20 protein-coding genes and 1 pseudogene are annotated in these 23408 nt (G+C 59.8%); 8 read left to right on the forward strand and 13 right to left on the reverse strand.

Features of this window, described 5'->3' with window-relative positions:
* Positions 1-141: pseudogene (locus G520_RS24940) on the forward strand (IS3 family transposase); the annotation flags it as partial.
* Between the two features lie 231 nt (positions 142-372).
* Here G520_RS24940 and G520_RS22575 read toward each other — a convergent pair.
* From G520_RS22575 to G520_RS0111885, 3 genes are all read right to left on the reverse strand, one after another.
* Positions 373-933 carry a hypothetical protein gene (locus G520_RS22575; RefSeq protein WP_028535860.1) on the reverse strand — a complete coding sequence of 187 codons (561 nt, stop codon included), beginning with the start codon at positions 931-933 and terminating at the stop codon, positions 373-375.
* Positions 934-1351: 418 nt separating this feature from the next.
* Positions 1352-1993 carry a DUF3108 domain-containing protein gene (locus G520_RS0111875; protein WP_028535861.1) on the reverse strand — a complete coding sequence of 214 codons (642 nt, stop codon included), beginning with the start codon at positions 1991-1993 and terminating at the stop codon, positions 1352-1354.
* Positions 1994-4591: 2598 nt separating this feature from the next.
* On the reverse strand, positions 4592-5488 hold the full coding sequence (locus G520_RS0111885; protein WP_028535863.1) for a LysR family transcriptional regulator: 897 nt from the start codon (positions 5486-5488) through the stop codon (positions 4592-4594).
* 117 nt (positions 5489-5605) lie between these two features.
* On the opposite strand from G520_RS0111885, the gene G520_RS0111890 reads away from it, so the two are divergent.
* From G520_RS0111890 to G520_RS0111905, 4 genes are all read left to right on the forward strand, one after another.
* Entirely contained in the window at positions 5606-6439 is an 834-nt protein-coding gene (locus G520_RS0111890) for an SDR family oxidoreductase (RefSeq protein ID WP_028535864.1), read from the forward strand.
* Positions 6440-6580: 141 nt separating this feature from the next.
* Positions 6581-7102: a phage portal family protein gene (locus G520_RS22580; RefSeq protein WP_051229351.1), complete on the forward strand. Its 522-nt coding sequence runs from the start codon at positions 6581-6583 to the stop codon at positions 7100-7102.
* 215 nt (positions 7103-7317) lie between these two features.
* Positions 7318-7689, forward strand: coding sequence for a hypothetical protein (locus G520_RS0111900; RefSeq protein WP_028535865.1), 372 nt, complete (start codon positions 7318-7320; stop codon positions 7687-7689).
* 176 nt (positions 7690-7865) lie between these two features.
* Positions 7866-9053, forward strand: a complete 1188-nt coding sequence (locus G520_RS0111905) for an FprA family A-type flavoprotein (RefSeq protein ID WP_028535866.1) — start codon at positions 7866-7868, stop codon at positions 9051-9053.
* Between the two features lie 76 nt (positions 9054-9129).
* On the opposite strand, the gene G520_RS0111910 is transcribed toward G520_RS0111905, so the two are convergent.
* Both G520_RS0111910 and G520_RS0111915 read right to left on the reverse strand, forming a co-directional pair.
* Positions 9130-10440: an MFS transporter gene (locus tag G520_RS0111910; RefSeq protein WP_036666176.1), complete on the reverse strand. Its 1311-nt coding sequence runs from the start codon at positions 10438-10440 to the stop codon at positions 9130-9132.
* A gap of 396 nt (positions 10441-10836) precedes the next feature.
* Positions 10837-11799 carry a 2-hydroxyacid dehydrogenase gene (locus G520_RS0111915; protein WP_028535868.1) on the reverse strand — a complete coding sequence of 321 codons (963 nt, stop codon included), beginning with the start codon at positions 11797-11799 and terminating at the stop codon, positions 10837-10839.
* Positions 11800-12177: 378 nt separating this feature from the next.
* Here G520_RS0111915 and G520_RS0111920 point away from each other — a divergent pair, with 378 nt between their 5' ends.
* A complete protein-coding gene (locus G520_RS0111920; RefSeq protein ID WP_028535869.1) occupies positions 12178-12615 on the forward strand; it encodes a VOC family protein in 438 nt (145 codons plus the stop codon).
* 41 nt (positions 12616-12656) lie between these two features.
* Entirely contained in the window at positions 12657-13004 is a 348-nt protein-coding gene (locus G520_RS0111925; protein WP_028535870.1) for a TfoX/Sxy family protein, read from the forward strand.
* 204 nt (positions 13005-13208) lie between these two features.
* On the opposite strand, the gene G520_RS22585 is transcribed toward G520_RS0111925, so the two are convergent.
* From G520_RS22585 to G520_RS0111960, 7 genes are all read right to left on the reverse strand, one after another.
* Entirely contained in the window at positions 13209-13454 is a 246-nt protein-coding gene (locus tag G520_RS22585) for a hypothetical protein (RefSeq protein ID WP_051229352.1), read from the reverse strand.
* Between the two features lie 95 nt (positions 13455-13549).
* Positions 13550-14245, reverse strand: a complete 696-nt coding sequence (locus G520_RS0111935; protein WP_028535871.1) for an ABC transporter ATP-binding protein — start codon at positions 14243-14245, stop codon at positions 13550-13552.
* Positions 14242-15084 carry an ABC transporter ATP-binding protein gene (locus tag G520_RS0111940; protein ID WP_028535872.1) on the reverse strand — a complete coding sequence of 281 codons (843 nt, stop codon included), beginning with the start codon at positions 15082-15084 and terminating at the stop codon, positions 14242-14244. The genes G520_RS0111935 and G520_RS0111940 overlap by 4 nt, the downstream gene beginning before the upstream one ends.
* Positions 15077-15937, reverse strand: coding sequence for an ABC transporter permease (locus G520_RS0111945; protein ID WP_036666178.1), 861 nt, complete (start codon positions 15935-15937; stop codon positions 15077-15079). The genes G520_RS0111940 and G520_RS0111945 overlap by 8 nt, the downstream gene beginning before the upstream one ends.
* Complete coding sequence (locus tag G520_RS0111950; protein WP_036666180.1) at positions 15934-16965, reverse strand: ABC transporter permease; 1032 nt, start codon at positions 16963-16965, stop codon at positions 15934-15936. The genes G520_RS0111945 and G520_RS0111950 overlap by 4 nt, the downstream gene beginning before the upstream one ends.
* Positions 16965-18533, reverse strand: coding sequence for an ABC transporter substrate-binding protein (locus G520_RS0111955; RefSeq protein ID WP_028535875.1), 1569 nt, complete (start codon positions 18531-18533; stop codon positions 16965-16967). Before G520_RS0111955 ends, G520_RS0111950 begins: the two co-directional genes overlap by 1 nt.
* Before the next feature lie 14 nt (positions 18534-18547).
* Positions 18548-20116, reverse strand: coding sequence for an ABC transporter substrate-binding protein (locus G520_RS0111960; RefSeq protein ID WP_028535876.1), 1569 nt, complete (start codon positions 20114-20116; stop codon positions 18548-18550).
* 668 nt (positions 20117-20784) lie between these two features.
* Here G520_RS0111960 and G520_RS22590 point away from each other — a divergent pair.
* Entirely contained in the window at positions 20785-22050 is a 1266-nt protein-coding gene (locus tag G520_RS22590; RefSeq protein WP_211222820.1) for a serine hydrolase domain-containing protein, read from the forward strand.
* Between the two features lie 2 nt (positions 22051-22052).
* On the opposite strand, the gene G520_RS0111975 is transcribed toward G520_RS22590, so the two are convergent.
* Positions 22053-23084, reverse strand: coding sequence for an HD-GYP domain-containing protein (locus G520_RS0111975; RefSeq protein ID WP_028535878.1), 1032 nt, complete (start codon positions 23082-23084; stop codon positions 22053-22055).
* Positions 23085-23408 lie beyond the last annotated feature (324 nt).

The raw sequence follows: 23408 nt of genomic DNA on the forward strand, positions 1-23408 counted from the left end.
CGTGAAGCGCTGGCCATGGATGTGGATCTGTCGTTGCCGTCAGAGCGTGTGGTGCGAGCCTTGGATCAGGTCATTGAATGGCGTGGCAAGCCCAAAGTGATTCGCAGCGACAACGGCCCGGCATACATCGGTGCTACGCTGAAGGGCACGATTCTCAGCAGGAGAAAGGCGTGTTTTCAAATAATGCGTTCGTACGCTAACCCCTTCTGTTTTTGAAGAAATAAGTAAAGTGGACGATTTGTGGCACATCATGTGGGACTGCCAACGCCGCATGGCATAAGCCCTTTAGGTGTTGCACACAGGACGCAGCGCTTGGCGTCGTGCTCAGCGTATCAACCATGCAATGTCACACTCAATTCCTGCTTGACAGGCTTACCCTTGTTGCGAGGTTAGTTTTAGGATGGTCGTCGACGGCTTCCCTCTAAAACGGCTAGTTTTGACCTCCTTGGTCATGCAGCCACTGGAGATATCAAGCCAACTATCCCTTGTGGTGTATACGTTCTTGTAGCTCCATTCCCAGCGGGTGTGGGCAACGGTTGCACCGTCAAGTTGCTCGATGCCGATCTCTGACACGGTTCCGGTAAAGCTGGATCCGGCAGTGTTTTGAAAGGTAATCGTCCACGAATCCCCTGAAGTAAATGGCCACTTGTAGTAACGATGAATCTCACCGGTTTTGGTGATCTGATTCAGGTCCTTGTCGAGGACGAAATGAACGTCCCCTTGCTTGTAACGGATGGTGCCGTTGGACATGACGGTGTAAGTGTCTGTGCGCTCTCCTGTTTTAACTCCGGAAAACCCATCTATGATGTCATATCGGCAGGTAAGCCCGCTTTTGATAACGGGGGCGTTAATTTGATCTGCTTGCGCCATATTGGTGCTAGCGAGAGTAGTTAACAGAAGAAGGGCACTTAGAAGATATTGGTTACGCATCATGAAATACCTTAATTATTTGATCGCCCCACCAAATGATGGGCGATTGTGGCGATTAATATTGATTTTCAGCTAGTGTGCGCGAAAAAAATGATGCATTTGCTAGTAAGCACGAAATACTATTACAAGGAAAACAGAATGTGAGCCGAGAAGGTGCAGCATTAGTGCGTGCCGTTGGCATTTTTTTAATATACTAGTACACGGTACGGCCTGTCTATTCGCACCGCCGACAGAAACGAGAAGAACTGGATTGCGCGACCTCTGCACTATGCTACGCGACTGGCCGGTTGGAATTCTAGGCCCCATTCGTTTTCAGCATTACTTACTTGGCACGAATCAACTGCGGAATCGGAATAGCCATAGCAATAAAGGCAAAGGCCCATTCCGGTAGCCGCTACTCAGAGCAGAATGTTATTTTTAGTTATATTACATTATATGACAGTAGCTCGGTAAAGCTCGAATAGCGCTTAACGCCACCTGCATCGAATCCATCGATCTGTTCCCGCACATAACTTTTAACAACAGGAGAGTACCAGATAGTCTTTACCGCGTCACCCGAGGCGCCATTTCGGAACCATTTGCAGCGATAAACAATCTTGACCGCCATGAATTTACCAGCCGGGACCGTTATGCTTTCGTAACCAACAACGATGGCAGTGGTTGTGAGCTTGTGCCCATCTTGGTAAGTGGGGTACTCCCATTTTTTTCCGGTCGTAAGTGGCCAAGAGTACATCTTTACATACACGTCGGAGTGGAGTTCTTCATTGGTGTAGTGGTAATTCAAGGATGGCAAAAATATACGGTGCCCACCCGTTTGATATTTCATGTCGACGGATTTGTTCGTGACCTCGGCGACCTCTATCGAATAATCCTTGAAAGATGTCGAGTGGTACGACCACTTGTCACCAACAGTAAGTTTCGGCTTCTGTGCGGGGGCTGACGTGTCAACAGACATCAGCTGTTCTGCCGTCAGGTTGCCTGTTGCTGCGCAACCGGCAAGAGATGTGATAATTACGGCGAACAAAATGACTGCTGCCGTTCTATGAAAAATAAATTCGAACATAACGTTCTCCTGAATATTCTTCTTGCCTAGGCTCTGGCGCGTGCGATCGGACGGCATGCGGGGGAAATGGGCTTTAGACTACGGATAGGGAATGATTTCTGATAAGTCACAGTGATGTTATCAGAAGGGCTGTGCCAGTAGGCAAATCTGCGGTGTAGACCGTCATGCTCCGTTATTAACGGGATGGTCGACATGAAAGGCTCTATGAACGAGTGAAGGCGCTACGGGAGCGCAACCGATATATTTTACACATATTGCCAATTCTCAATAAGAGCCGCAAGTTAATTCGCCGCTGACGTTCGTGCCGTTTCCCTAATGTGTTGCAATTTTTCTTATGCGCACTATCTTCCATGGTGAGCAACGGGCATGACTCGTGGAGGTGTACAGCCAAGGACGATGAGAATATTTATTTTTGAATAGAGCTGGTTGTTTTTCTTGGCTCACGGCGATGTCTATGCCCCTCTCCTCTACGGCTTATTTTGCCTTATTCAGGTTAATCGTGCGATATCATTAATAGATTCATCGCGTGATAAATTAATAATTGGCATCAACCATGAATTCAAATTTATTGTCGCGCTATGAGCTTGCTATTGCATAGTACCTTCACTGCACAATTCTTAATTATCCTGTAATTTAATTACATGGTTCTTTGCAAATACGCCATGCTGTCATGCAGGGAAAGCCGCTCATCCTATTTTGGAACTTCATTATGCATCATCAATACTTTCTGAGTCCATTTCTGCTGTCGGCTCGTTCACCTGTTCCGCTGCAGTGCTAGCCCTTGCACGCCTGCAGATACCCGTTTGTGCCCACCGCCAAGGACACATAACCTGATGGGTTCGTAGATGCATCCCCTTCTGTATTACTTGCTTGGCACGAATCAACTGCGGAATCGGAATAGCCATAGCAATAAAGGCAAAGGCCCATTCCGGTAGCCGCTACTCAGAGCAGAATGCTATTTTTTGTTACATAACATTATATGACAGTAGCTCGGTAAAGCTCGAATAGCTCTTGACTCCATTTGCGTCGAATCCATCAAGCTGAATTCGTACGAAATTTTTAACGATGGGAGAGTACCATAAAGTCTTTGTTCCGTCCCCGGACACCCCATTGTGAAACCATTTGAGGCGATAAACAATCTTGACAGCCATAAATTTACCAGCCGGGACGGTTATACTTTCGTAACCAACGACGACGGCACTGGTTGTGAAATTGTGCCCATCTTGGTAATCTGAGTACTCCCATTTTTTACCGGTCGTAAGTGGCCAAGAATACAACTTTACATACAAGTCAGAGTGGAGCTCTTCATTGGTGTAGTGGTAATTCAAGGATGGGAAAAATATACGGTGTCCACCCGTTTGATATTTCATGTCAACGTATTTGTTCGTGACTTCTGCAACCTCTATCGAATAATCCTTGAAAGATGTCGAGTGGTACGCCCACTTGTCGCCAACTGTAAGTTGCGGCTTCTGTGCTGGGGCTGACGTGTCGACAGCCATCAACTGCTCTGCCGTCAGGTTCCCTGTTGCTGAGCAACCGACAAGAGATGTGATAATTACGGCTAACAAAATGTCAGCTGCCGTTCTATGAAAAATAAATTCGAAAATAACGTTCTCCTGAATATTCTTCTTGCCTAGGCTCAGGCGCGTGCGATCGGATGGCTTGCGGGGAGCTGGGCTTTAAATTACGGATAGGGAATGATTTCTGATAAGTCACGGTGATGTTATCAGAAGGACTGTGCCCCTGTGCCACAGTTGTGACAGGCCTCACCCGGCAAGGCCGTTATTGTGACCGTTTTAGATAGTGCTAGAATACAGGCAAGCGCGGCAAGCCATTGATAACTAATGAAGTTAAAAACCACAAAAAGGAATCATAATCCGCAGGTCCGGGGTTCGAGTCCCTGATTCGCCACCATCCTATTCATAGACTTAGCGATGTCTGCATCTGGCTGAGTCGATAGCATGGCGATTCACGTATACGCTGTGTAAGCAAAATTAAGAGAGGCCAGCCATGCGCTGGCCTTTTTTGCATTCCTCTATTTCTTCACTGCAATCGTAAAATTATATCTCGCTCACCAATGAGAGCCGAACAGATCGCTGCGCCCGCTCGACCAACGCATTTCACGACCCGATAAGCTGCCGACCTGATGCGCAGAAAGCCCGGCACTCTCTGCCAATGGGCCAGCACGGAGAACGGCCCGCTGCGCCCGGCAGCATCCACGGGAGACGGATGTGGTCAGCAAAGGAAATCGCGACGGTACCGGCGCCCACCTGGATGATCTCGACCTACGGCAAGCCCCGCCCGCAACTTCAGCCAAGACACAGAAACCCGCGGCGCTCAACGCGCCCCAACACAGCGCACGGCCCCTTGCCCCCCCTCGCAAAGACCCCCAGCAAAACACTTTCGAGCGGCCTCCCCCTTAGCGCCACCATCCAATTCCTTGATGACCCAAGGCTGACATCCGCAATGATCGAGAACGTTTTTAATGCCAGCAAGTTCGTGCAAGCCCTGCAAACTCTAGAGCGGGAACTTCCGCTTCGTGTAGTCCACAGCAGACTGGCTATCCGTATGCTCCGGCATTTCCAGTGCTCCAGTGAGTCAAGGCATCAGCTCTTTCAACACATCAATAAACGCCCTCAGACCCGCAGGAACATGCCGATGCCCTGCGTAGTACAGAAACAGACCCGGGATTGCCGGGCACCAGTTTGAAAGAACCTCCACCAGCTGGCCCGCATCCAGGTAAGACTGCACCACCGAAGTCGGAACGTAGGCGATGCCCATTCCCTTTAGCGCACACTCAGCCATCAACCCCGGGTGGTCAAGAGTTAGCTGCCCCGGGAAATCGACGGTCAATTCCTGTCCATGATGTTCAAACTCCCATCGATACGGCTTGCCGCTAGGCATACGGACCCGGATACACCGGTGGTCCCGGAGATCATCCGGCGTTTCTGGTTTGGGATGGTCTGCCAAATATCCCGGGGAGGCTACGGCCACAAACCGCGCCGTCCCACCGAAACGCACCGCAACCATATCCTGAGGCACCGACTCTCCAAGCCGGATACCAGCATCAAAGCCCTCGGCAACGATATCAATCAATCGCCCTTCCGTGACTAGGTCCAGGCTCATATCTGGAAAACGCGCCAAGAAGGTCGGCACCACCGAATGCAGCAGCAGTCGGGCAGCAATCTCACTGGCATTGATGCGCAATTGGCCACTGGGGCGATCCCGAAAGACATTGACCTCCTCCAGCGCCAGATCGAGATCACGAAGCACAGGTTGGAGCCGCGCAAGAAGCCGCTCCCCGGCTTCCGTGGTAGACAAGCTGCGGGTCGTTCGATGCAGCAGGCGCACCCCCATGTTGGCTTCCAGCGTCCGCATCATGTGGCTGAGGGTGGAGGGCGATAACCTCAGCTCTTCGGCTGCTTTACGAAAGCTGCGGTGGGTCACGATGGCTGCGAACGCTTCGAGATCCGAGAGGGTTGGCCGTATATTCATGGGTTTTTTTCACCAAATCATGCAACATTGTACGGATAGTAAAATGAATTGGCCAGACCTACCATTACTTTCACGGCCTGCTGCAATTCCGCAGCGTTACGCGAAAGGTATTTCTCCATGACTAAAACCTGGTTCATTACGGGCACTTCATCCGGCATCGGCCGACAATTGACCGAGAAAATCTTGGCGCGCGGCGACCGCGTTGCGGCCACTGTGCGCCGAGAAGATGCGCTCGACGATCTGAAAGAACACTATGGCGAACTCCTGTGGGTCACGACGCTGGATGTCAGCCATATGGACGATGTGCGTCGTACCGTCGACCGCGCATTCGATGCCATGGGGCGTATCGACTTTGTGGTGAGCAATGCGGGTTACGGATTATTTGGCGCCGGCGAAGAAGTCAGTGACGCCCAAATCCGCGACCAGATTGATACCAACCTGATCGGCTCGATTCAGGTGATTCGCACCGTGCTACCGCATTTGCGAGCCCAAGGCGGCGGGCGAATTTTGCAGGTCTCGTCTGAGGGCGGCCAAATTGCGTATCCCAATTTCAGTGTTTATCACGCCACTAAATGGGGAATCGAAGGCTTCGTGGAGTCGGTGGCACAAGAGGTTGCGCCTTTCCATATCGAGTTCACCTTGGTTGAGCCTGGTCCAGCCAAAACGGCATTTGGCAGTGGCATGGTGAGTCCAGAGCCGATGCCTGCCTATGAGAACACTCCAGCTAACGATGTTCGCAGGGCGGTGATGAGCGGCTCATTTAAGCTCAAGGGCGATGCAAGCAAGATGGCGCAGGCGATGTTGGATTCAACGGCCATCAACCCTGCTCCGAAGCGGCTGACGATGGGCAGCGATGCTTACCTATCGATACGCACGGAACTTTTAAAGCGGATCGCGGCACTGGACGCTCAGAAGGACATCGCATTTTCTACAGATGCAGAACCCGCATAAACTAATGGCCTCTCCTTTGTCAGTCTGATCGGCAGGTTTTAGCGCGTAGTTGCACAAGCGGCGGCCCAGGCGTTCTCGTTTGGCGAACCAATCCCGGTACTCGACCGGCGCGGGATCCTCGACTATGCCGAGTGTCTGAATATGGGAAAGTGGTTCGAACCGCCGATCGGTTGGGAAGTCCTGGCGCGCAGTTGGCGCGCCTCGGTGCATCACGCCAGCGCCATTGCGGTGAAACGCAACATTCTGGTCTGCACCTTCAAACCGCACCCGCTGCTCTGCCGCTCCGACTTTGCCCAACGGGTGACCGACTATCTAGTATTTGGCAATCTGTATGCCCTGGAGGTCAAGAATCGACTGGGCCGCACCACCAAGCTGGATCCATCACCCGCCAGGTTCAGCCGGCGCGGCTCCGACCTGGAGAGCTTCTGCTGGGTGCCGTCCTGCAACCAGGAGATCCAACGCGATAACGTGATTCACCAGATAAAATACGATATCAATCAGGAAATCCACGGCCTGCCCGAGTACCTGTCGGCAATGAATAGCGCATGGCTGAACGAATCCGCCACGCTATTCCGGCGCAAGCATTACCTCAATGGCTCGCATGCGGGTTTTATTCTCTATGTGTCCGAGGCATCGCAAAATCAGGCCAACCCCACCCGTTGACGTCCCGGTTTGCCTGTTCATTGCGCAGATGAGCACCGGCCTGTCGAGCGCTCCATTCGCACAGCCGGGCCCGTTCTCCGCAACCCGCCGCTTCATCCCGCCTCCCCTGCCGATTTCTTCAGCACACTCGCACGCGCTGTCGCATAATCGCTGAATGATCCCTGCGCCGGACACTTCCCCGGCAGGCAGGCTGCGAACGATTCCGGTGCACGCTCATGATCCCGATTATTCCCCAGCGCGAATTTCCCGCCCAACGCTGGTTAAAGGTAGTGGTGCGCGGCCTGCATCTGGTGGCCGTGATCCAGTTCTGCGCCGGCGTGCTCGCACAGCCGATGGCCGAACCGTCCGGCGGCCTTGCGGTGCTGCTGACCGGGCTGACGCTATGGGCGCTCGATCTGTGGCAGCACCCCGACCATCTTCGCCAGATGGTCGGCCTGAGCATGCTGATCAAGCTGCTGCTGGTCGCCGCGATGATGCATATCCCCGCGCTGCGCCTGCCGCTGCTATGGCTGATCGTGGTCTGGTCGGCCGTGTTCTCGCATGCCCCCTCCAGTTTCCGCAATATCCGGCTCGGCGGCCGCCCCTAGCCGACGCCTCCCCCGGCTGTCACTAAACGGGACAGTCGGACGGCAAACAGCCCGATGTGCTTGTCGCAACCGTCCTCCGGGACAATAGTGCAGCCAGGGCAGGGTCACTCCGTTGCGGCCGCCCTGCCTTTCCGCCCAGGCGGAACGCCCGCCAGCGACAGCACAGGGGATGAATCATGATCGTCAGACAGCTCAAGCCCAACGTCTATTCGTTGGCCGCACAGGACTGGGACCGCAAGCTGTTCGACGAACTGGTGCCCTTGCCCGAAGGGACCAGCTACAACGCCTACCTGATCAAGGGCAGCGAAAAAACCGCACTGATCGATACAGTGCACCCGTCGATGGCGGAGGACTTCGTTCTCGCACTGCAGAAGCTCGGTCTGACACGGCTGGACTACATCATTTCCAATCACGCCGAGCTCGATCACGCCGGATCCATCCCGGCCGTACTAGCCGCCTTCCCGGAAGCGAAGGTGCTGGCCAATGCCAAATGCCGCAGCCTGCTGGTCGCCGGCCTCAATCTGCCGCGCGAGATGTTCGGCCTGATCCAGGATAATCACACGCTGTCGCTCGGCGATACCTCGCTGCGCTTCATGTGGATGCCCTGGGTGCATTGGCCGGACAGCACCGTCACCTATCTCGAGCCGGACAACATCCTGTTCACCTGCGACTTCATGGGCTCGCACCTCGCGACCTCGGACGTGTTCGCCGACGACGAAGCGCGCGTCGAGCGCGCGGCGCGCATGTATTACGCTGAAATCATGATGCCTTACCGCAAGCATGTGATGCGGCATCTGGAGCGTCTGACGGCGGAAAACATTGCGATGATCGCGCCCAGTCACGGCCCGGTCTATGCGCGCCCGGCCTTCATTCTCGATCTGTATCGGCGCTGGGCGGGAGATACGCCGCGCCCCGAAGTCATCGTCCCCTACCTCTCGATGTACGAGAGCACCAGCAAGATGGTCGCGTATCTGCTCGACAGGCTGATGGAACAGAATCTGAAGGTTCAGCCATTCAATGTCGTCGAGCTCGACAGCGGACGCTTTGCGTCTTCGCTGGTCGAAGCCTCGACCCTGATCTTCGCCTCGCCCACGGTACTGGATGGCGCCCATCCGGCCATGGCCAATGCCGCCTTCCTGGCCAATGCACTAAAGCCGAAAGCCACTCACGCCGGCATTATCGGTTCCTATGGCTGGGGCACGTCGATGCCGGAAAATCTGCGGCCGCTGCTGAACAATCTGAATGCGGAGTGGCTGGAACCCGTCATCGCCAGCGGCGTGCCCAAGCCGGAAGATTTCGCCGCCCTCGACCGCCTGGCCGGCGCGATCCTGCAGGCCAACCAGCCAGCCCCTGCCACGGCATGAGCGCGCGAGCGACATCTCGCACCCGGCAGTAAAAAAGCGGCCGTGGCCGCTTTTTTACTGCCGCTCGACACCGGATTCAGCGCCGGGCGAAGGCCACGGCCAAAGCCGCGCCGCGGCGGCGCTCGCTCAGCGTCAGCCAGAGGCCGATGCACACGCTCATGATCGCCAGAGCGATCACATAGTGCGCGGGAGCCAATGCGTCCCCCTTGAGCAGCAACGCCACCAGCATGGGGGTCAGCCCTCCGAATACCGCGTAGGCCAGGTTATAGGACAGGGACAGCCCGCTGAAACGCACTGCAGCCGGAAACGCTCTCACCATGATGCAAGGCACGGTCGCGATCACACCGACGGTAAAGCCGAGCAGAGCATAGCCGGGAAACAGCCATCCAGGGTGGGCGGCGATGCCGCCGTAGAACAGATGGCAGGCGCCGGCCAGCAGTAGCGAACCGCCGGTCAGCACCGAGCCATTGCCAAAGCGGTCGGTCAGACTGCCGGCCAACACACAGCCGAGCGACAGCGCGAGCACGGCCAGGCAATTGGCCTGCAGAGCGAGCCCGGGCCCGATCTGCGGCAGCTTGCCCAGCAGGGCCGGCGTCATCAGTATCACCACCACGATGCCGCCCGTCAGCATCCAGGTGACGAGCATGGACAGCAGCATCGCGCCGCGATGCGCAGCCATCACGCGTTTCATCGGCCATTCGGTCAGCACTGCGCGCTGCGCCTCCATCTCGCGGAATATCGGCGTCTCTTGCAGATAACCGCGCAGCCAGACCGAGATCAGGCCGAACACGCCGCCCAGCAGAAAGGGAATACGCCAGGCATAAGCGATCAACTCGTCGTTGCCGAAGCGAGCATGCATCACGGAGGCGACCAGCGAGCCAAGCAGGATGCCGATGGTCAAACCGGCGGTCAGGGTGCCGCAGGCAAAACCGACCCGACGCGTCGGCACATGCTCCGACACGAAGACCCAGGCGCCCGGCACTTCGCCGCCAATAGCCGCGCCCTGCAATACCCGCAACAGCAGCAGCAGGACGGGGGCCCAGACGCCGGCTACCGCATAGCTGGGCAACAAACCCATGATGAAGGTCGGCAGCGCCATCAGCAGAATGCTCAAGGTGAACATGCGCTTGCGTCCCTGCAGGTCGCCAAAGTGGGCCATCACGATGCCGCCGAGTGGCCGCGCCAGGTAGCCGGCGGCAAAGATGCCATAGGTCTGCAGCTGCACGAGCCAGTCCGGACTGTGCGGCGGAAAGAATACATGCCCCATCACGGCGGCGAAGAACACATAGATGACGAAGTCGTAGAATTCGAGGGTGCCGCCGAGGGCGGCCAGTGCGAGAGTGCGGTAGTCGCCGCCGTTGAGCGGCCTTGCGTGTTGGTCAGACATGATTGCGATCCCGATCGGTCATTATTGTATTTGGTGCGCTATTGCCAGACCCAGCATACCGCAAGCTGGCGCAAGCACAAAACACCAACAAGAAACCAAACAAGGCAATACGTCACAACTAAATGCTACAAGTTACCGTATAAAAACAAATAAAATTCAAAGAATAGATAAAATGTAGAATGGCGGCCGCGCAAAACGAAATCTGCCGCAATGTTGCCGCCCTGCCCGATCCTGGCCGGGCAGCCGTGTATGGGCCGTGGCGGCGTCGCGGAAGAGCGGCCGGCGATCGTCCCTGCATCGCGGCGCGGGATGCTCGAAGCCGCGATGCAAGCCCGCGGCTTCAGCAGGCATGGGGGTCGGGTGCAAGCTCCCGACGCCGGCAGCTTGCCGCAGCTCTCACGCGACCGGTGTCAGCGGCTCGCGACCGGCGAGGACCGCCTCGAGGTTGTCGAGCGCGCAAAACCCCATAGCGTTGCGCGTCTCTATGGTCGCGCTGGCGGCGTGCGGAGTTAGAAACACATTGGGCAGTGTGGCAAAACGCTGGTCAAAGGCGGGTTCGCTCGCGAAAACATCGAGCCCGGCCGCCGCCAGGCGTTCGCTTTGCAAGGCGTCCAGCAAGGCCTCTTCATCGACGAGCTGGCCGCGTGCGGTATTGACCAGCACCGCTCGCGGCGGCAGCAAGGCGAGCGCGGCGCGATCGATGACATGGCGGGTCGATGCGCTGGCAGGGGCATGCAGGGATAGAAATTCGCAGTACGGCAGCATGGCATGGAAATCGTCGAAATAGCGTGCCCCTTGCTCCAGTTCGGGCGGCAGGCGCGTGCGATTGTGGTACAGCACCTTCATGCCGAAGCCGCGCGCTCGCTGTGCCATTTCGCGTCCGATGCGTCCCATGCCATAGATGCCGATCGTCTTGCCGCTGACCTTGAGCCCGAGCATTTCACCCAGGCCGAGCACCCGGCGCCACCCCGCGCGCATCAGGTCGTTATATTCGCCGGCCCGGCGCGCCGCACACAGCAGCAGCATCATGGCCAGATCGGCGGTGCACTCGGTCGGCCCTTCCGGCGCATTGGTCACCACGATGCCGCGCGCGCGGGCTGCCGCGACGTCGACATGTTCGAAGCCGGCGCTCAAGGTGGCGATGATCCGCAGGCAGTCCGGCATGCGCGCTATCGTAGCCGCATCGAGCTTCACCGTGGCCCCCACCAGCAGACCCTCAGCCTGGTGGCGGGCGACACGGGCCAGCACTTCGTTGCTATCGGGAATATCGTCTTGCGACAACAGGGCATCGAAGTCCCGGCTCGCGCGCGCGGCGACGGCTTGCGGTACGGCACGGGCAATGACAATTCGCGGTTTCATATCATCTTCATCACAGGATAGGGGTGGAATGAGAACGTCGTGGCCGCGCAGCGGCATCCGGAAAGTTTACACCCGGACTTTTGCCCGGGTTTAGCGCGAAACAGAGAAAGTCGCACCTGTCCGACGCCGTCGAATTGTGCAACGGCACATTACGCGGCACGGCCGCGCTGCCTCCGACGCGCCGCGGCGCGCTCGCCCACGCTTGCGGGCTGGCGAACTCGCGCGCCAGGCCCGATAATGAGCCCAACCCGGCGCTTTCGCGCAACGGCGGACGCGTGTTGCAGCGGCGCTGCTCCTCGCTTTCACCGCGCGCGGGCCAGTCCCCGGTCCCGGACAACGGCAGGCCCGCGTACCGGCAACCGATTCAAGGAGTCGCAGATGGCACGTGTCAGTACCTACCTCAATTTCCCGCGCGTGACCGAACACGCGTTTCTGTTCTACCGCTCAGTGTTCGCAACCGAGTTTTGCGCGCCCATGGTCAAATTCAGGGATATTCCGACCTCCCCCGAACAGCCGCCGTTTGCCGAAGCCGACCAGGACCTGGTCATGCACGTCGAATTGCCCATTCTCGGCGGACATATTCTGATGGGAACCGATGCCCCGCATTCGATGGGCTTCCCCGTTGTGACCGGCAACAATATATCCATCAATCTGGAGCCGGACAGCCGCGAAGAAGCCGACCGCCTGTTCGCGGCGCTGGTGGAGGGCGGGAGCGTCGAAATGCCGCTGCGCGACATGTTCTGGGGCGGTTACTTCGGCATACTGACCGATCGCTACAACATACGCTGGATGTTCAATTGCCCGGCCACTGCGTGACGCCGAACGCATAGGCCTGAAAAGCACACGGAGCGACCGCCATGGCCAGCACACGGGATTTCGTCGATTATGTCTGCGAACAGGCCGGCCTGGGCGCGGCGCTCGGCTACCGCAAGATGTTCGGCGAGTACGCGCTTTATCTGGACGGCAAGGTCGTCGGCCTTGTCTGCGACAACGCCCTCTACCTGAAGCCGACCCAGGCTGCCCGCGAGCTGCTGTCGCCGCTGGTGGAAGGGCTGCCCTACCCCGGCGCCAAGGCGCATTTTCTGATCGAGCAGGCGCTCGACGAGCCCGAACTGCTGCGGCGCTTGCTGCAGGCGACCGCCGCCGAATTGCCGCCGCCGCGCCCCAAACCGCCCAAACCGCCCGGACGATCGCCGCGACGTTGACGGCACGGGCTCAACGCTCGCAAAAGTTGCGTCGAACGACTCGCACCGAAGCACCGAAAGCCTATCCACGGGCGCTTGAACGGTTATTTTTTCTACGGTGACGACCCACCATGCTGCGAGCGGGCGAGGACTCATAGCTCAAGCCCGGCATCCGGCTGTCAGCGGCGAATCTGCGCGGGGACGCGCCACATGCAAAACGCGGGGTCAGAATACGTAACTGACGCCGACATTCAGTACCGGCATATACCTGAGCCGATTGGCCTTGCTTTCCAGATCGCTCTTCTCGGTAGCGATATCGTTGACCGCTTGCTGTTGCAGCGCCTGGCTCGCACTCAGATCGACCGAAGGCTTGCCATAAGCGACGCCAAGGTCCGAATAAAACCCCAGCCCCTTCCGCGGCGTATGGCCAAAGCCGAAACCAAGGTAGGGACGTACCGTGGGGAATTTCACCGTCGCCGTGAGCGATTGGCCTGACGCGCTGTATTGGTTGCCGTTGATGGTGTAGCACGCGACAAACTCGCGATACCGGCCATGAGCGGTCCGGATCAGCCGTCGCCCCCCGTTCCGATGACGCCTTCAAGATGCCCGTCACGCAGGGTGACGGCGCGATTGCACATATGCGCGATCACATCGGCATCATGACTGACCAGCAACAGCGTCATGTCGTATTCCGTCTTCAGCCGGTTGAGCAGGTTGAGAATGCCGGCCTGAACCGACATATCGAGCGCGGAGGTCGGCTCGTCGAGCAGGAGCAAGCTCGGTCGCAGCGATAGTGCGGCCGCGATGGCCACCCTCTGGCGCTGGCCGCCCGACAACTGATGCGGGTAACGATCGGCCACGGCGGCCGGCAGATCCACCGCCGCCAGCAATTCGGCCACCCTGGCGTCGGGACGTTTTTCACCGGCCAGCAGCAAGGGCTCGCGCAGGGCACGCCCGATGCGATGGCGCGGGTGCAGCGAAGCATAAGGGTCCTGGAACACCATCTGCACTTTGCCGCGCAAGCCGGCTTCGAAACGCCGCCCCGGGAGCAGCGTCTGCCCGAGCAGACATATCTCGCCGCTCCACTCGCGATGCAGGCCGGCCAGAACCCGCAGCAAGCTGGATTTGCCGCACCCGGACGGGCCGACCAGACCGAAGGTCTCGCCGGCCTTCACCGTCAGCGCGGCTTCGCGCACGACGGTGCGCTCTCTGCCGTCGCTGCGATGCCAGACCCTGACGTCTTGCAAATGGACTGCACTCATGTCTGCGCCTCCAGCATGTTCAGAGTCGGCAGCGGCCGCCCCTTTGTCGCTGCCGAAGGGCGACACTGCCACAGCATCCTCGTATACGGATGGTCGGCATCGGCCAGGCGCGAGGCGGGCAGGGATTCGACCAGGCGGCCCCGGTGCATGACCAGCACGTGCTCGCAGTGCTGCGCCACTTGCGGCAGGTCGTGGCTGATCAGCAGCAGGGCCATGCCGCGCAGATCGACCTGCGCCCCTATCAGTTCCAGCACCTGCTCGCGCAGCTCGCGGTCGAGCGCTGAAGTCGGTTCGTCGGCGATCAACAAGCGCGGTTCGGCAATCAGGGTCGCAGCCAGCATAGCCCGCTGCCCCATGCCGCCCGACAGCTGATGCGGATAAGCGCGATAGGCGCGCAGAGGATCCGGCATGCCGACCGCTTCCAGCATGGACAACGCCCGGTCGCGCCGCTCGGCGCGGCCAAGTCGGCGATGAATGCGCAGTCCTTCTTCGACCTGACTGCCGATCCGGCGCACCGGATCGAGCGCATGCCGCGGGTCCTGCAGCATCAATCCTATCCGCTGTCCGCGCAGCCGTTGCCACCCGCTCTCGTTCAGACCCGATAAATCGGAACCGTCCATCTGCAAACGGGTCGCGGCAACGACACCGGGCGCGGCCACCAGACCGAGCAGCGCACGCGCCGTCATCGACTTGCCGGAACCGGACTCCCCCACCAGCGCCAGCCGGCCACCAGGGTGCACGAAGGAGATGCCGTCGACCACACGTTGTTCGCCCCCTGCGCCGGGAAAGGACACAGTCAGACCGGCCACGTCCAGCACCGGCGGTAAGGTATCAGTCATGACGCGGATCCAGCCAGTCCCGCAGACCGTCGCCCAGCAGATTGAATGCCAGACAGGCCAACACGATGGCGCCGCCGGGAGCGGCCGCCACCCACCATTGATCGAAAATCACCTTGCCCCCCTCGGCCACCATCGCTCCCCACTCCGCGGTCGGCGGTGGAACCCCCATGCCAAGAAAACCGAGGCCGGCAATGGCCAGGATCATGCCGCCCATATCGAGCGCCGCCCGCACCACCGCCGTCGGCAGACACATGGGCAGAACATGGCCGAAGACCAGCCGCACGCCGTAAATGCCATGCATGCGCGCGGCAGCCAGATAGTCGCTGCGGCGAAGCAATTGCGTTTCGGCACGGGCGAGCCGCGCATAGGCGGGCCAGGCGGTCAGCGCCAGCGCCAGCGCCCCGTTGAACAAGCCGGGACCGAGCACGGCGACCATGGCCAGCGCCAGCACGAGACTGGGCAGGGCCAGAACCATATCGGTCAGCCGCATCAATATCCGCTCCGCCCAGCCTCCGCCGAGTCCGGCCACCATCCCGACCGTCAAGCCGAAAGGCACGGTGAACAACAAGACCAGGGACACCAGAAGCAGGGTGGGACGGGTGCCGTAGATGACGCGGGCAGCCAGATCGCGGCCAAAGCCGTCGGTCCCCAGCCAGTGCGCGTGCGACGGGGGCGCCAGACGGATTTCTATGTGCTGCAGATTCGGGTCGTAAGGGGCTAGCCACGGGGCGAAGGCGGCCAGCAGCAACAACAGTATCAGGGCAGCGGCGCCCAGCGTCGCGGCCGGCGAACGCCGCAGTCGCTTGCGCCAGACAAGGCGGGGAACAGGCAGATTCACGATTTCAGTCGTCATACGCTTCGGGGGTCGAAAAAATGGATCAGCACATCGGCCAGCGCATTGAGCAGGATGAAGCACAGGCCGATCAGCAGGGTCGCGCCGAGAATGGCGGCGGTATCGGCGGCAAACAGCGCGGTGGTCAGATAGCGGCCGACCCCGGGCCAGGCGAATACGGTTTCGGTCAACACCGCCCCCTCGAGCAAACCGGCATAGGACAGGGCCAACACCGTCAGCAGCAGGGCGCCGGCATTCGGCAAAGCATGCGCGAGCAGCACCCGCCACGGTCCGGCGCCGCGTGCGCGCGATGCCAGGATGTAATCCTTGCGCATCTCCGCCAGCAGGCCGGCACGCATCAGGCGGGCGATGTTTGCGCAGGCGTGCAGCGCCAGCACCAGCGCCGGCAAGCAGAGATGCGACAGCACATTGGCCAGCAAGGTGCGATCGCCGCTGCGCCAGGCGTCATACAGCAAGAAACCGCTGCCTTGCGGCAAGGTGTACAGATAGACGTCGTCGAGTCGTCCCGGCCCCCCGGCCCAGTGCAGGCGGGCATAGAACAACAGCAGAGCCAGCAGCCCCAGCCAGAATACCGGCAAGGAATAGGCGAACAGTGCGAACACGCGGGCGAGCGTGTCGATCGCTCCCCCCGGATAGCGCGCCGACAGCAGTGCCAACGACAGACCGAACGCCGAGCCGACCACGATGGCCACCGTGGCCAATTCCAGCGTGGCCGGGAACACCCGTTTCAGATCGTCCAGCACCGGCTGGGAAGTCGAACGCGACATACCGAGATCGCCGTGCAGCAACTGGCCGAGATAGTGAGCGAATTGCAGCGGCAGCGGCCGGTCGAGCCCGAGAGCGAGCCGGGCCTGGGCATAACTGGAGGCGCTGGCATGATCCCCCACCCATTGCAGCGCGGAGTCTATGGGCGACAGGCGCGACAACAGGAAGGTAAATAGCAGCAGCCCGGACAATGTCAGCCCCCAGGTCAGCGCATGGGTGCCCAGCCGCCGCAATCCGCGGGCGAGGAGGGACGCTGCCGTCATTACTTGCTCACCCGGTCGTAATAGACCATGTCAGCCAGCAGCCCCTGCACATAGCCTTTCACTCCATTGCGCAGCACGACCTGATCCTGCGCCTGGAAAGCGATGACAAAGGGCGAGTGCGTCTGCACCTCGCGCTGGATTTCGCGGTAGCGCTGCTCGCGCCGGGCCGCATCGCTTTCCCGGACCGCAGCGTCGGTCTTGTCGCTCAGTGCCGGAATCACCCAACCGTTGCGCCAGGCCACGGTCTTGGTGCCATCGTTGCGATTGATCGCAAAAGCGCTGGCGTTCGAGTGGGCATCGAAGTAGTCCGGAATCCAGAACAGGATCGCCGCCTGATGCGTTTGCGAGCGCACTTTGGCATAGATCTGGCTGCCGACTGCCGGCTGAATCTGCAGATGGATGCCCGCCTGGGCAAAGCTGGCTTGCAGGGACTGCGCGATCTCGGGATACGGCGGCTGGTTGAAGATATCCAGTTTGATGGTCACGTCTTTCAGACCGGCACGGGCAAGGATCGCACGCGCACGCGCCACGTCCAGGCGATAGGGCCTGTCGTTGAGCGCGCCGGGGAAACCGGTCGGCAGAAAAGCCTGATGGACCTTGAATTGCCCCTTGAGCAGTTTTCCGGCGATGCCGTCATAGTCGACCAACCAGCGGGCGGCTTCCCACAAGGCAGGGTTCTTCAACGCCGGGTTCTCGGCATTGGCGGCATTGAACGCCAGATAGTCGACGGCGGCCGACGGCACGCTTTCGACATGGACGCCGCCATGCAAAGCCGCGACCTGGTCCGGGCCGAGATCGCGCGCGATATCGGCATCGCCCTGCTCGACAAGCAGACGGCGCGCGGCGGCATCGGCCACATTCTTCACGATCACGCTCGCGAGACGCGGCGCACCGGCCGGGGAGCCGACATTCGCATCCAGCACCAACGCTTCGTGCGGCAGGTACTGACGGATCTTGAACGGACCGCTGCCGGCCGAATGCGTCTTGAGCCAGCCGTTTCCGCTATCGCCGTTCTGCGCATTGGCCAGCGCCAGCTTGCTGTCGACGATGGATGCCACCGGCGCGGACAGGATATGCAAGGCAAAGCTGGCGCCGACCGCGGCGGGCCAGACGACCCGGACTTGATCGCCGGCCACGACCTTGATGCTGGCGTCGATGTTATCGGCCTTCCAGCCGAGTTCATTGAGGATGAAGGCGGGCGATTTGTTCAGTTTCACCGCCCGTATCAACGAGAACGCCACATCGTCCGCCCGCACCGGATTGCCGGAGGCGAAGCGTGCCCCCGGACGCAGCTTGAAGGTCAGACTGCGACCGTCGCTGCCTGCGCGCCAACTGGCGGCAAGCGCCGGCCGCAGCTGCGACGGGTGCAGCGGATCGGGCTGCAGCAGGCGCTGATAGAGGCTGGTAAACGCGCTGACACTGCTCAGTTCGAAGCCTTCGGCGGGGTCCAGGCTGACGATATCGTCGATCGACTGCGCCACGACGAGCGTCCTGGCAGGCGTCGCCGCCCAGGATGGCAGTACGGCGGCAAGAGCCAGCAGCAGGCCTGTTCTGAATATGAGAGTCATCCTTGTTCCTTGTCCTATTTGCTGACTTTGTCGTAGAAAACCATGTCGGGGGTAATGCCTTGCACATAGCCTTTGAGCGAACTGCGCAAAGCGATCAGATTGCGCGACTGGAATGCGACCACAAACGGCGAGTTGCGCTGCACCTCGCGCTCGATCGACTCATAGGCGCGCGCGCGGCGCGCCGGATCGGTCTGTTTGAGAGCGGCGAGCGTCTTGGCGTTCAGGGCAGGAATCTGCCATCCCGTGCGCCAGGCCAGCGTTTTTTCACCATCGTTGCGATTCAGCGCAAACGCACTGGCATTGGTATGCGGATCGAAATAGTCGGGACCCCACGATGTCCAGATCGCTTCGTAATTGCGCGACGAGAACAGGCTGCCGACCTGGCTGCCGACGGCCGGGACGACATTGAGCCGGATGCCGCCCTTGGCAAAGCTCGCCTGGAGGGCCTGCGCCACATCGAGGTAAGGGGGTTGATTGTTGACATCGAGACGAATATTCACCTCTTTGAGGCCTGCACGAGCGAGGATGGCGCGCGCCCGTTCGGGGTCGAAATGATACGGCCGCTCTTTCAGCGCCCCCGGGAAGCCCAGCGGCAAGAAGGCCTGGTGCGGCGCAAACTGCCCCTTGAGCAAGGTCGTGGCGACATTGTCGTAGTCGATCAGCCAGCGGGCGGCCTCCCATAGCGCCGGGTTTTTCAGCACAGGGTTGGACGATTCGATATTGAAGGCAAGGTAATGGATAGAGGCGGAGGGAACGGCCAGCGGCGTGACTCCGGGTTTGCCTTGCAAGGCGGCAATCTGGTCGGGTCCCAGATTACGCGCGATATCGGCATCGCCCTGCTCGATCAGCAAGCGGCGGGCCGCCGGATCGGGCACGTTCTTGATCAGCACGGTATCCAATCGCGGTGCGCCCGCCGGCGACAACGGATTGCCGCTCAACACCAGCGCCTGATGCGGCTGATAGCTGCGGATCGCATACGGACCGCTGCCGGCCGAATGCGTTTTCAACCAGGCGTTGCCCTGGTCTCCATCGATCTCGTGTGCGCTGGCGGTGCGGGCATCGACGATGGACGATGCCGGAGCCGACAGCAGACTCAGGACAAAGGCGGGGCCGACATCGGCCGTCCATGCCACTTTGACTTTGGCCGGTCCGGTGCGAGTCAGAAAGCGACCGACATTATCGCGAGTCCATCCGAGTTGGCCGAGAATGAAGGCCGGATCTTTATTCAGCCTGATCACACGCGACAAAGAGAAAATCACGTCCTCGGGACGCAGCGCGTTGCCGCTGGCGAAACGGGCGCCAGGACGCAGGGTGAACTCCAGGCTGTGGCCGTCGGCTCCCGCGTGCCAGGACGCAGCGAGTACCGGCTTGAGTACGGCAGGATGGGCGGGATCGGACTGGACCAGCCGCTGATAGAGGCTGTTGAAAGCCTGTACCGTACTCAGCTCGAATCCTTCGGCCGGATCGAAGCTGGTCGCGTCATCCAGCGATTGCGCGATAACCAGGGTATGGGCCGGGGTCAGTGCCCAGGCCGGCAGGCTGGTCAACAGACCGGCAAGCACAAGGGGGCGGATTCGGTTCATGGCGCTCTGCAAAGAGTGATGGGCCTTGCAGTGTAGTGCCGCGCCACTTAGTTCGTTAATTCATATAATTTCATTTTGATATACGAATAATGGTATAAGAAAGCGATGCCGAGCATGTCCGGCGGCAGGCTAGTCGGAAGATCGTGCATGCTGTTCAGCCGCGAATACGCCACGGACGAGGGGCGCTTGCTGACAGCCGCAAACGGCAGAGACAAGCAACGCAAAAGCGACAAGACGTACAGGGGACAAAGTCGATTCCTTCAGGGTTCGTCGGGCAGCGGCGGCCAAGTGTCATGATTCTGGTGCCGAAACGATCCGCTATGCATGCCGGCGCAGCGCAGGCGCGCCAGGCAGCGGGCCACACTGTACCGGAGACAGCAATGGCGCGAAACCGCCTTGTATCTATTTGCCGCAAGATACCCTGATCGCATGCCCCAGTGCTGTCGCGAGCGGACACATCACCATCGCTCCCGGCCACGGCGACAAGGCATGAAAGATATTTGTCATGTCATCATGTAATTTAAAATATGATTCTGCATTCATTTAAAGCCTGGATCCTGCGCAGACCCGGTTCGCTTCGAGCCATGGCTCCGCCCATGATTCACAGATGGGCGAACCGGCGCATTGCAGACCAGAGGTGACTTCGATATATGGCAGGGATGCACGACTTGGAAGGTTTGGCTAGCCGATGCGTTTGCTGGCGCGCGCTGCGCCTGATCACAGCCCTGGGATTGCTTCTCGCGCTCGGCGCGTGTAGCACGCTGTCAGAGACGACGATCGACAGCACAGAAACGGAAGTCAGCCATTATCAGCGCGGGGGGAATCTGCACGATGAGGTGGACAGTCTCGTCCAACCGCTGATACGGAGCGGGCAGACACCGGGAATGATGGTCGGGGTCCTGCTGCCGGACGGCTCGGCCCACTTCTATGGCTATGGCACGGCCGACAAGGCGCGGCCGGAAGCGCCGCAAGCCGACACCCAGTTCGCCGTCGGCTCTCTCAGCAAGTGTTTTCTGGCCGTGCTGACCGCACAACTCGTCGCAGAAGGACGCCTGTCGTGGGATGAAACCCTGCCGTCTCTGCTGCCGCCGGGCACCCCGCTAAGCGCAGATGCCCGCAAGATCACCTTGCTGCAGCTGCTCACGCACACATCGGGTTTGCCGCGCCAGCCGATGACGCTGGAAACCCTCGATTACTTCGTCCGCTACCTGTTCACCGGAGAGAGCTTCTATCGCCACTTTACCCGGCAGTACATGCTCGATTATCTGAAGGATTTCCGCGCTCCGGCACCTGCGCATCCCATCTACTCCAATGTCGGATACGGTCTTGTCGGGTATGCGCTCGAGTTACGGACCGGGCAGACTCTGGACGCCCTGCTCGCCCACTATATAAGCGGGCCCCTGCAACTCGCGCATACCGGTTATGAGGCGGCGGCTCTCCCCGGTTATGCCACGCGCGCACGCGGCTACGCCGGCGATCAGCCCAAATTCATCGCGCGCGGGCAGCCGGTTCCCGACTGGGAATTCACGGATCTGATGAAAGGCTCGGCCGCCATCCACTCGAGCGCACGCGATCTACTGCACCTGGCTGCCGCCTTCCTCCACCCTGGCGTCGGCCCGCGCGGCCAGGCGCTGCAGGAACTGCTGCGGTTGCATTACCCGCGTCAGGGCCAACAAGCGTGGATTGCCTGGGATCACGATACGCTGGGCGGCGCCGACTTCAGTTCGATGATAGGGCTGGTGGCGGGTTATACCGCCTATATGGGGCTCGACATCGAGCACCACAGTGCCGTCGTGGTACTGCAGAACAGCTTTAACTGGGCCGACGAAGTCGGCCACCGCCTGCTCGCCCGGATCGCGCGCGCCAACCCGACAGCAACCGACCTCGCACACCGGTCAGGGCGGCCGCCGACGCTCGCCGCCGGGACGCTTTGACGCTACCAGCACTTTTCGTATAAGGCTACCGTCTTGTCGTCGACCGGAAAATTAACGGCGCGGGCAATACGGTATTCCCCGGACGCGGTATCGACCAGTTGCAACGGATCGGAACATGCCAGCGAAACATGCGGGGCGGCGGCATTCGCGCCGACGTGCACGACCAGCGCCACCTCGCCGTTTTTCAATTCGACGAAGCTGCCGGGCGGGTAGAGTCCGAGCACCCGGATCAGATGGGCGGCCAGGGTGATGTCTATCGGTTCGTTCTTAGAAGTATACAGCGCAGCCAGAGCCGTCGGCGCCGGCACCCGGTTGCGATAGCCTCGCGGCATCAACCTCGCGCAAACAATATCGAGCACATGCAGCAGATGGGCATGCATTGGAATTTCGTCATCGCGCAAGCCAAAGGGATAACCGAGTCCGTTGCGTTTTTCGTGATGCAGCAGCACGCCATTATGCCAGCGCTCATCCACGACGCCGGCCTCCCGCAGAATCGCGGCACTGGTCAGCGGATGAATTTTTATTTGTTGCCATTGCATGGTGGTCGGAGTGCCGCGACGGTGGTTCATCTCATCGTGCAGTCCGACCGAGCCGACGTTCATGGTCAGCGAAGCGGCGACCAGATGCCGGATGTCGCCGGTCGGGAATTCGAGCGCCTCGCCCATGCGAATCGCCAGAATCGCGCAGAACAGCGCGTGCCGCGCCGTATACGCGCTCTGCTCCACCCTCAGCAGGGCGGCAGCGAGATAACCGTCGCGATTCTTGCAAACGCGCTCGATCAGCGAATGCGCGAGGCCGATCGTCAACCCTGCCGCACCCTCGAGGTGAAGGTAGTTGCGTAGAAGAGCGTTCAGATGCTGGACGAGCAGAGGGAAATCCAGCATCGGATGCGCCGAGGCAGGGGGCAGCGGCGCAGGCGGCGTCGCCTGCCCGGCCAGCAGCAATTCTTCGCGGAAACGTGACTCCAGGCGAAACTCGTATTCCCCAATCTGGCTGAAACGATTTTTTATATAAAGCGACCCCGGCAGCTGCACAGTACACTCGGTTTTTCTATTCTGATTTTTGGAATATTACACCAGAGTAATTACTGAAAATAATTATCTTCATCTATTGAAACAGAGTGTAATAAATCGATCGCGCATTACAGGCGTCGACTGCAGGACCATTCAATCTGAAAGCGAGCAAGCCCCCCATCGTTGCGTATCAGCTCCGCCGGAACGGCATCGCACCTCGCATCATCCGGCACCCGGACTGCAGGCGGACGGCCCGTCCCGCGAAGGCCAGGCTGCTACGGTCGCTGGTGGCGTGCCCTGTATTCAGACCGGCTCCACCGCGGCAGGAAGGAAGGCCCATGCCGA

This window comes from Paludibacterium yongneupense DSM 18731 (genome assembly GCF_000422925.1).
Classification (GTDB): Bacteria; Pseudomonadota; Gammaproteobacteria; order Burkholderiales; family Chromobacteriaceae; genus Paludibacterium; species Paludibacterium yongneupense.

Excerpts from the sequence above, each read along its gene's own strand:
- G520_RS0111945 (WP_036666178.1), bottom strand. The coding sequence starts at position 15,937 with ATGACGACTGAAATCGTGAATCTGCCTGTTCCCCGCCTTGTCTGGCGC.
- G520_RS0111950 (WP_036666180.1), bottom strand. The coding sequence starts at position 16,965 with ATGACGGCAGCGTCCCTCCTCGCCCGCGGATTGCGGCGGCTGGGCACC.
- G520_RS0111955 (WP_028535875.1), bottom strand. The coding sequence starts at position 18,533 with ATGACTCTCATATTCAGAACAGGCCTGCTGCTGGCTCTTGCCGCCGTA.
- G520_RS0111905 (WP_028535866.1), top strand. The coding sequence starts at position 7,866 with ATGATCGTCAGACAGCTCAAGCCCAACGTCTATTCGTTGGCCGCACAG.
- G520_RS0111915 (WP_028535868.1), bottom strand. The coding sequence starts at position 11,799 with ATGAAACCGCGAATTGTCATTGCCCGTGCCGTACCGCAAGCCGTCGCC.
- G520_RS0111960 (WP_028535876.1), bottom strand. The coding sequence starts at position 20,116 with ATGAACCGAATCCGCCCCCTTGTGCTTGCCGGTCTGTTGACCAGCCTG.
- G520_RS22580 (WP_051229351.1), top strand. The coding sequence starts at position 6,581 with ATGGGAAAGTGGTTCGAACCGCCGATCGGTTGGGAAGTCCTGGCGCGC.
- G520_RS0111940 (WP_028535872.1), bottom strand. The coding sequence starts at position 15,084 with ATGACTGATACCTTACCGCCGGTGCTGGACGTGGCCGGTCTGACTGTG.
- G520_RS0111925 (WP_028535870.1), top strand. The coding sequence starts at position 12,657 with ATGGCCAGCACACGGGATTTCGTCGATTATGTCTGCGAACAGGCCGGC.
- G520_RS0111900 (WP_028535865.1), top strand. The coding sequence starts at position 7,318 with ATGATCCCGATTATTCCCCAGCGCGAATTTCCCGCCCAACGCTGGTTA.
- G520_RS0111890 (WP_028535864.1), top strand. The coding sequence starts at position 5,606 with ATGACTAAAACCTGGTTCATTACGGGCACTTCATCCGGCATCGGCCGA.
- G520_RS0111920 (WP_028535869.1), top strand. The coding sequence starts at position 12,178 with ATGGCACGTGTCAGTACCTACCTCAATTTCCCGCGCGTGACCGAACAC.
- G520_RS0111885 (WP_028535863.1), bottom strand. The coding sequence starts at position 5,488 with ATGAATATACGGCCAACCCTCTCGGATCTCGAAGCGTTCGCAGCCATC.
- G520_RS0111935 (WP_028535871.1), bottom strand. The coding sequence starts at position 14,245 with ATGAGTGCAGTCCATTTGCAAGACGTCAGGGTCTGGCATCGCAGCGAC.
- G520_RS22575 (WP_028535860.1), bottom strand. The coding sequence starts at position 933 with ATGATGCGTAACCAATATCTTCTAAGTGCCCTTCTTCTGTTAACTACT.
- G520_RS0111910 (WP_036666176.1), bottom strand. The coding sequence starts at position 10,440 with ATGTCTGACCAACACGCAAGGCCGCTCAACGGCGGCGACTACCGCACT.
- G520_RS0111875 (WP_028535861.1), bottom strand. The coding sequence starts at position 1,993 with ATGTTCGAATTTATTTTTCATAGAACGGCAGCAGTCATTTTGTTCGCC.